At 60.8% G+C, this 7,255-nt stretch carries 9 protein-coding genes; 4 read left to right on the top strand and 5 right to left on the bottom strand.

Annotated features, from left to right (window positions below):
• A partial coding sequence (locus WBF74_RS05965) for a hypothetical protein (RefSeq protein ID WP_424436653.1) occupies positions 1-213 on the bottom strand: 213 nt, incomplete at its 3' end.
• Positions 214-437: 224 nt separating this feature from the next.
• Here WBF74_RS05965 and WBF74_RS05960 point away from each other — a divergent pair.
• Together WBF74_RS05960 and WBF74_RS05955 are read left to right on the top strand one after the other, a co-directional pair.
• On the top strand, positions 438-2,369 hold the full coding sequence (locus WBF74_RS05960) for a PHA/PHB synthase family protein (RefSeq protein WP_424436650.1): 1,932 nt from the start codon (positions 438-440) through the stop codon (positions 2,367-2,369).
• Between the two features lie 152 nt (positions 2,370-2,521).
• Entirely contained in the window at positions 2,522-3,370 is an 849-nt protein-coding gene (locus WBF74_RS05955; protein ID WP_424436647.1) for an EamA family transporter, read from the top strand.
• Positions 3,371-3,487: 117 nt separating this feature from the next.
• Here WBF74_RS05955 and argC read toward each other — a convergent pair whose 3' ends face one another.
• The 4 genes from argC to WBF74_RS05935 form a co-directional block, all read right to left on the bottom strand.
• Positions 3,488-4,441 (bottom strand): N-acetyl-gamma-glutamyl-phosphate reductase, encoded by a 954-nt coding sequence (gene argC, locus WBF74_RS05950; RefSeq protein ID WP_424436644.1) that lies wholly within the window; start codon positions 4,439-4,441, stop codon positions 3,488-3,490.
• Between the two features lie 127 nt (positions 4,442-4,568).
• Positions 4,569-5,054, bottom strand: a complete 486-nt coding sequence (rpsI, locus tag WBF74_RS05945; RefSeq protein WP_424436641.1) for a 30S ribosomal protein S9 — start codon at positions 5,052-5,054, stop codon at positions 4,569-4,571.
• A gap of 2 nt (positions 5,055-5,056) precedes the next feature.
• Positions 5,057-5,521, bottom strand: a complete 465-nt coding sequence (gene rplM / locus WBF74_RS05940) for a 50S ribosomal protein L13 (protein ID WP_424436638.1) — start codon at positions 5,519-5,521, stop codon at positions 5,057-5,059.
• Positions 5,522-5,685: 164 nt separating this feature from the next.
• Positions 5,686-6,126, bottom strand: coding sequence for a PaaI family thioesterase (locus tag WBF74_RS05935; RefSeq protein ID WP_424436635.1), 441 nt, complete (start codon positions 6,124-6,126; stop codon positions 5,686-5,688).
• Positions 6,127-6,230: 104 nt separating this feature from the next.
• On the opposite strand from WBF74_RS05935, the gene WBF74_RS05930 reads away from it, so the two are divergent.
• Positions 6,231-6,842 (top strand): TetR/AcrR family transcriptional regulator, encoded by a 612-nt coding sequence (locus tag WBF74_RS05930; protein WP_424436632.1) that lies wholly within the window; start codon positions 6,231-6,233, stop codon positions 6,840-6,842.
• A gap of 21 nt (positions 6,843-6,863) precedes the next feature.
• A partial coding sequence (locus WBF74_RS05925) for an aldo/keto reductase (RefSeq protein WP_424436629.1) occupies positions 6,864-7,255 on the top strand: 392 nt, incomplete at its 3' end.

Raw genomic sequence — 7,255 nt, 5'->3', positions numbered from 1 at the left:
GCGCAGATCCGGGAAAACGGCATCTGCCGCCGCGCGGGAAGGCGTGCCGCCATACATGGCTTCCGGTTTCGCATCATCCGAGACAGCCGAGCAGCCGGCCAGCAGAATCGTCCCAGCCATGAGAAGCGCAGCGGCGGCGACACCGGTGCGCGCCTTTGCGGCAAGCGACCTGCTCTCGCGATGCACTGTCTGATCCCATGTCGGGTACGACATTCCGAACTCCTGTCCTGTTGCGCCTTCCGGCGATATTCCGCTCTGAATTATACCGAGATTCGGGCTTGCCCGCCTGCCCCCGGGGCGGACAGAGGCAAGCCTATAGTATAGGCTGATAACACGAAACCATTTGTCGCTGCCAAGAGGCAGCAACAATGGGGTCTGGGGCCGTGGTTTCGGTAAATCAGCCCGGCAGATCAGAGGGAAGTTCGGGAAAATACCAGATGAGCCTGAAAGAGACATCCGCCAGTGACAGCAAGCCGAAGAAGCGGAAGTCGGCCCCGAAAAAGCCAAAACCGTCAAAGCCGGCCATGGCGGAAAAGCCCGAAGCAGCCCCCCCGCCGCCTCCCGCTCAGGAAGAGCGGCCCCGCGACTATGTGATCCGGGATCTCGGCCTTCTCGCTACGAACCTGCTCCGCGCCACCAATCTCGGCCAGAAGGCGGCGCGCCTGCTGATGCAGAACGAGAACACCGCCACAAACACCAACCACGCCATGCACGACTTGCAGCGTGTGGGCCGTGCGCTGATGGATGTTGCCGCCAGCTATATGCGCAACCCCGCAAAGATTGTGGAGGCGCAAACCGCCCTCCTTGAGGGGTATCTCAACCTCGCCACCAACATCACGCGCCGTCTGCTGGGCGAAGAAGTCGGGCCTGTCGCCACGCCGAGCCGCAGCGACAAGCGGTTCCGTGATCCCGACTGGCAGGAAAACATCATCTTCGACCTGATGAAGCAGACCTATCTGCTCACCAGTAAATGGATGACGGACCGCGTGCGCCTTGCTGCCGATGTGGATGCGCATACGCGCGACAAGGCGGATTTCTATGTCCGTCAGATGGCGAATGCCTTCTCGCCTTCAAATTTCCTTCTGACCAACCCGGAAATCCTGCGCACGACGCTTGCGTCGAATGGCGAAAACCTCGTCGCCGGTATGGAGCATCTGCTGGAGGATATCGAGCGCGGCGGCGGCCGCATCCAGATCCAGCAGACGGATATGGACGCCTTCCGCCTTGGTGAGAATGTTGCAACCACGCCGGGCAAGATCATCTATCAGAATGATCTGATGCAGCTCATCCAGTATGAGCCGACCACGGAGAAAGTGTACAAGCGCCCGCTCGTCATTTTCCCGCCCTGGATCAACAAATATTACATCCTCGATCTGACGCCCGATAAGTCGCTCGTCAAATGGTGCCTCGACAAGGGCTATACCGTTTTCGTGGCAAGCTGGGTGAACCCGGATGCACGCCTCGCGCTCAAAACCTTCGGCGACTACATGACCGAAGGTGTCTATGCAGCGCTTGATGCCGTGGAAAAGGCGACCGGCGAGCGCGAGGTCAATGCCGTCGGCTATTGCATCGGCGGCACGCTGCTCGCCTGCTCTCTCGCCCATATGGCCGCGCGCGGGGATGAGCGCATCAGATCCGCGACCTTCCTTGTCACGCAGGTGGATTTCACCGAGGCGGGGGAACTCAAGGTCTTTATCGATGAAGAGCAAATCTCCGACATTGAACGCCAGATGCATGAGGAAGGCGGCTATCTGAAGGGGTCCACCATGGCCTCCACCTTCAACATGCTGCGTTCGAACGACCTCATCTGGAACTACGTCGTCAACAACTACCTGCTCGGCCGCGAGCCGATGCCTTTCGACATTCTGTTCTGGAATGCAGATGCCACGCGACTTCCTTCCGCCATGCATGTGTTCTATCTGCGCGAATGCTATCTCGAGAACAAACTCGCCGAAGGCCGCATGGTGCTTGAAGGCGAGACGCTCGATCTCGGCAAGGTGAAGGTGCCTGTCTATCTGCAATCAAGCCGTGAGGACCACATCTCTCCCTATCGCTCTGTCTATAAGGCGACGCGCCTCTTTGGCGGCCCGGTGCGTTTCATCTGCGCAGGCTCCGGCCATATTGCCGGCGTCATCAACCCGCCCGCGAGCGGCAAATATAATCACTGGCTGAACGACGCCCTGCCCGCGACGCCCGATGAATGGTTCGCAGGTGCCACCGACCACAAAGGCTCATGGTGGCCCGACTGGGAAAACTGGCTCTCCGAAAAATCCGGCCCGATGGTTCCCGCCCGTATTCCCGGCAGCGGCAAGCTCAAGGTGCTGGAGGAAGCACCGGGCTCCTATGTGCTGGTGAAGAGCGAGGATTGAGCCGCGTCACCAAACTCGTCATTGCGAGCGAGGCGAAGCAACCCGGAGCGGCCCCGCGCAAACCCCTTCGCCGAAATAGTCTCTCGGCAGATTGAGGCGCACAGGCTAGCTTGCCTTGCCGCCATTTTGCGGCGCCTGCCGGATACGCCATCTTGACCCTGACCGTCACCCTCGCCGTTCTTCTTTCCGCCCTTCTCCATGCAAGCTGGAACGCCCTTGTGAAAAACGGGGCCGACCGGCTGATGACGATGGGCTGGCTTGCCGGGGCAACCGGGCTTGTGGCGCTGCCCCTCCTCTTTTTCGTACCGCTGCCGTCGGGGGATGTGTGGAAAATCCTCATCCTCTCCTTCGTGCTTCATGCGGGCTACAAGCTCTTCCTTGTGAAATGCTATGAGCATGGCGATTTCGGACAGGTCTATCCGCTCTCGCGCGGCCTCGCGCCTGCCATCGTCACGATTGTCGGCGTCTTCTGGCTTGGTGAAATCCTGCCCACCGAAGCCTTTATCGGCATCGCGCTCATCGCGCTTGGCATTGTGAGCCTCGCCTTTCGCCGCACGAATGGCGCGGGCCTGCCGAATGACCCGCGCGCACTCGCCTATGCCCTGGGCACATCGCTTTTCATAGCGGCCTATACGCTAAACGACGGCGTGGGCGGGCGCGTGGCGGAAAGCCCGCATGTCTATGTGATCTGGCTCTTCTTTTTTGACGGGCTGATCTTCTTCCTCATTGTGCTCTGGCGTCGCGGACGCGCCTTTCTCGTGCCGCAAAGGGCAATGGCCATCGGCGCGGCGGGCGGCGTCATGTCCGTTGTCGCCTATTGGCTTGTCATCTGGGCAATGACCCTCGCTCCGCTCGGCCCGGTGGCCGCTCTGCGGGAAACAAGCGTTGTCTTCGCAGCCCTCATCTCCGGTTTTCTCATGAAGGAAGGCCTTGGCTGGCGCGCCGTCACCGCCGCCTGCGTGGTGGCCGCGGGCGTCGTGCTGCTCAAGGTTCAGATGTAATCCGGGAGATGGCTTCGCAGATGGTGCGGAGCGTCGCGCTCTTCAAGCGGGGATATTGTCTGCCTGCGGAATCGGTCCCCGTGTCTTGCGAACGGGGCCATAACGATGCAGAAGGCGTCAGAGATTGACGCCCAGCCCCTCATCCGCGCCGATCATGATGTTGAGGCACTGCACGGCCTGACCGGATGCGCCCTTGCCGAGATTGTCGAGAAGCGCCACCGCCCTCACCTGCTTTGTCGCCTCATTGCCAAAGACGAAAAGCTTGAGGTTGTTCGTGCCGTTAAGCCCCTCCGGGTCAAGCTTCGTCATGGCAGCGCTTTCCTCAAGCGGCACAACGGAAACGAAACGCTGCCCTTCATAGGCACGCGACAGCACCTCATGCACTTTCGCAACGCTGGGCGCGGCAGGCAGCGCCCAGAGCTGCAGCGGCACTTCCACAATCATGCCCTGCGCATAGCGGCCAACGCTCGGCGCGAAAAGCGGCGGATGGGCAAGGCCCATATTCTGCTGCATCTCGGGAATATGCTTGTGCGCAAGGCCGAGCGCATAGGTGCGATAGGCTTCGAGCGTGTAGTTGGGGGCCGCCTTGTCTTCGAACTCGGCAATCATCTGCTTGCCGCCGCCCGAATAGCCCGACACGGCATTGATCGTGACCGGCCAGCTTTCCGGCATCAGCCCCGCCATAACGAGCGGGCGCACAAGCGCGATGGCACCTGTCGGATAGCAGCCGGGATTGGTGACGCGAGTAGCGCCCGCAATCTCCGCCCGTTGCTCGGAGGACATTTCGGGAAAGCCGTAAACCCAGCCCGCGCTCACGCGATGCGCGGTCGAGGCATCTATGACGCGCGTGGTGGAATTGTCGATCAGCGACACGGCTTCGCGCGCAGCATCATCCGGCAGGCAGAGGATCACAATGTCTGCCTCGTTGAGCGCCTCTTTCCGTGCGGCAGGATCCTTGCGCCTGTCATCGCCCAGCGAAATGAAGCTGAGATCATCGCGCCCATCGAGCCGCGCGCGGATTTCGAGCCCCGTTGTCCCCGCTTCGCCGTCGATGAAAACCTTGGTGGTCATGTCTCAAATCCATTCCAGATACAGCCGCTCTGCAGGATACCCCCTGCAAGCGCGAGCGGACAGGCAAGATACGAAAAAGGCGCCTCGTTTCCACGAAGCGCCTTTTCCCGTGAACCCGGAAAAGGGATCAGCGCTTCGAGAACTGGAAGCTGCGGCGGGCCTTCGCCTTGCCGTACTTCTTGCGTTCAACCGTACGGCTGTCGCGCGTCAGGAAGCCAGCCTTCTTGAGCACACCGCGCAGCGCCGGCTCATAATAGGTGAGCGCGCGCGAAATGCCGTGACGAATGGCACCCGCCTGACCGGACAGACCACCACCCGTAACCGTGCAGGTGATGTCGTACTGGTTTTCACGAGCCGCAACGACGAGCGGCTGGTTCAGAATCATGCGCAGAACCGGGCGCGCGAAATAGCGCTCCAGCTCACGGCCATTGATGCTGATGCGGCCGGAGCCCGGCTTGATCCACACGCGGGCAACGGCGTCCTTACGACGACCGGTCGCATAGGCGCGGCCGAACTTGTCGAGCTTCGGCTCGGCGGGGGTCGCGTTCGCGTCCGGCGCGCTTGCGCCTTCCATCGCGCCCTTCAGGTCTTCGAGCGTGGTTGTTTCGGACATGATTATGCGATCCTGACGTTCTTGCGGTTCTGGGCAGCGAAGTCGATCTTCTCGGGCTGCTGCGCCTCATGCGGATGGTCCGCACCGCTGTAGATGTGGAGATGCGTCATCTGGCGACGGCCAAGCGGGCCCGCCGGAATCATCCGCTTCACAGCCAGTTCAAGAACACGCTCCGGGAAACGGCCTTCGAGAATCCGCTTCGGGCTGGTTTCCTTGATGCCGCCGGGATGGCCCGTGTGGCGATAATAGCGCTTGTCGTCATACTTCTTGCCGGTGAACTGCACCTTGCCGGCATTGATGACGATTACATGATCTCCACAATCGAGATGGGGCGTGTAGGTCGGCTTGTGCTTGCCGCGCAGACGGTTCGCAATAAAGGATGCGAGACGGCCAACGACGACGCCTTCGGCGTCGATCACGATCCACTTCTTCTCGATCTCGGAGGCTTTCGCGGAATAGGTCTTCATGGCGAAAATCCCGAACATCTCCAAATGGCTGAGGCCGCGTGATGCGGCCCCGGTTCAGCGCTGCTTCTAGGGGGACACCGCTTTCCTGTCAACAACATTGAACCGGATAACGGCTGAAAAAGCGCTGTATATGCGTCACTTTATGGATGGGGTATTTAGATACCTCATTCTTTTCGGGGCGGAACCGAATAGGTGCAGCTCGCATGGGCCACAGGCCCGGATTGGCCCTCCTGCGTGAGTTCGATCGCCCCCACCGCCAGCACACGGCCAAGCTTCAAAAGCCGCGCTTCGGCCAGAATATCGACCTGTGCGGGCCGCCGCATGAAGTCGATGTGAAGGCTCGTGGTCACGGCAAGCGCCACAGGCCCGATATGGGCGAGCACAGCGGCATACATGGCGTAATCGGCAAGCGCCATCATGGCGGGGCCGGAAATCGTGCCGCCGGGCCGCAGATTACGCTCGGTGAAGCCGAGGCGGAGCCGCGCAAAGCCGGGGCCGACCTCCTCGATCCTGGTCGTATCCGCGCCCTGCCGCATCTGCGGAAAGGCAGTCTCCATGAACCGCTCAAGTTCCTCGACACTCATGACGGGCTTCAATTCGGCCATTTCTTCCTCCTTTTTGCCCTCCATAGCGCGCCGGCCCCGGCCCGCCCATAAAAAAATCTGCCTGCCCCCTTGCAGCGGAGCGCCGCTGCCCCCACCTTTTATGAATGAACGTTCATTCCAACAATCCTTCCGAAGATCCCAAACGCCGCCAGATACTGGAGGCGGCGCTGGAGCTTTTCAGCGAGGAAGGCTTTCACGGCACCTCCATGGCGGCGCTCGCCAAGAAGGCGGGCCTGCCCGTCGGCACGATCTATCGGCATTTCGCGGGCAAGGAAGAGCTGATCCACGCGCTCTACATCGAGATCAAGCGCGCCCGCTTCGCCGCCCTGCTGAAAGACTATGATCCCGATGCGCCGCTTCGGACCCGCTTTGAGACGCTGTGGCGGAACATCTTCGAATACTGCCTTGCCCATCCGCGGGAGTTTCGCTTTGCCGAGCAATATGGCTTCTCGCCCTTTCTCGCGGACATACGAAAGTCGATCCAGATCGACTTCCCGAAAGAAATTCTCGCCTTCTATGAAGACGGCTATCGCGACGGGCTGTTCAAGCCGCTGCCGCCGCAAATTCTCTCGGCGCTGATTTCCGGTCCGCTCAATGCGCTTGTCACGCGCGTGCTGGGCGGCGTGGTGAAGCCCTCCCCTGCGACCCTGCTGGATGTGATGGATGCCTGCTGGGACGCGATCTCGACCCGACCACAAGACCGTACCTCTACCTGACACCCTTAGAAGGAGCTACCCATGCAATATGCGCAACTCGGCTCTACCGGTACTTTCGTCTCGCGTCTCTGCCTCGGCACCATGACCTTTGGTGGCAAGAACACGCTCTTCGGTGTGATGGGCGGGCTTGACCAGTCGGAAGCAGACAGGCTCGTCGGCATGGCGCTTGATGCCGGCGTGAACTTCATCGACACAGCCAATATCTATGCCGCAGGCGAATCCGAAATCATCACAGGCAAGGCACTCGGCGCGAAGCGCAAGGATGTCGTGCTTGCGACCAAAGCCTTTGGCCGCATGGGACCGGGCGCCAATGAAGTCGGCGTCTCCCGCCTTGCCCTGATGCAGCAGGCAGAGGCGAGTCTGAAACGTCTCGGTACGGATTATATCGACCTTTATCAGATCCACGGCTGGGA

This window comes from Parvibaculum sp., assembly GCF_049672805.1.
In the GTDB taxonomy this organism is placed as follows: Bacteria; Pseudomonadota; Alphaproteobacteria; order Parvibaculales; family Parvibaculaceae; genus Parvibaculum.
Note: the sequence above shows the minus strand (reverse complement) of the source record. Positions and strands in the feature narration are given on the sequence as shown.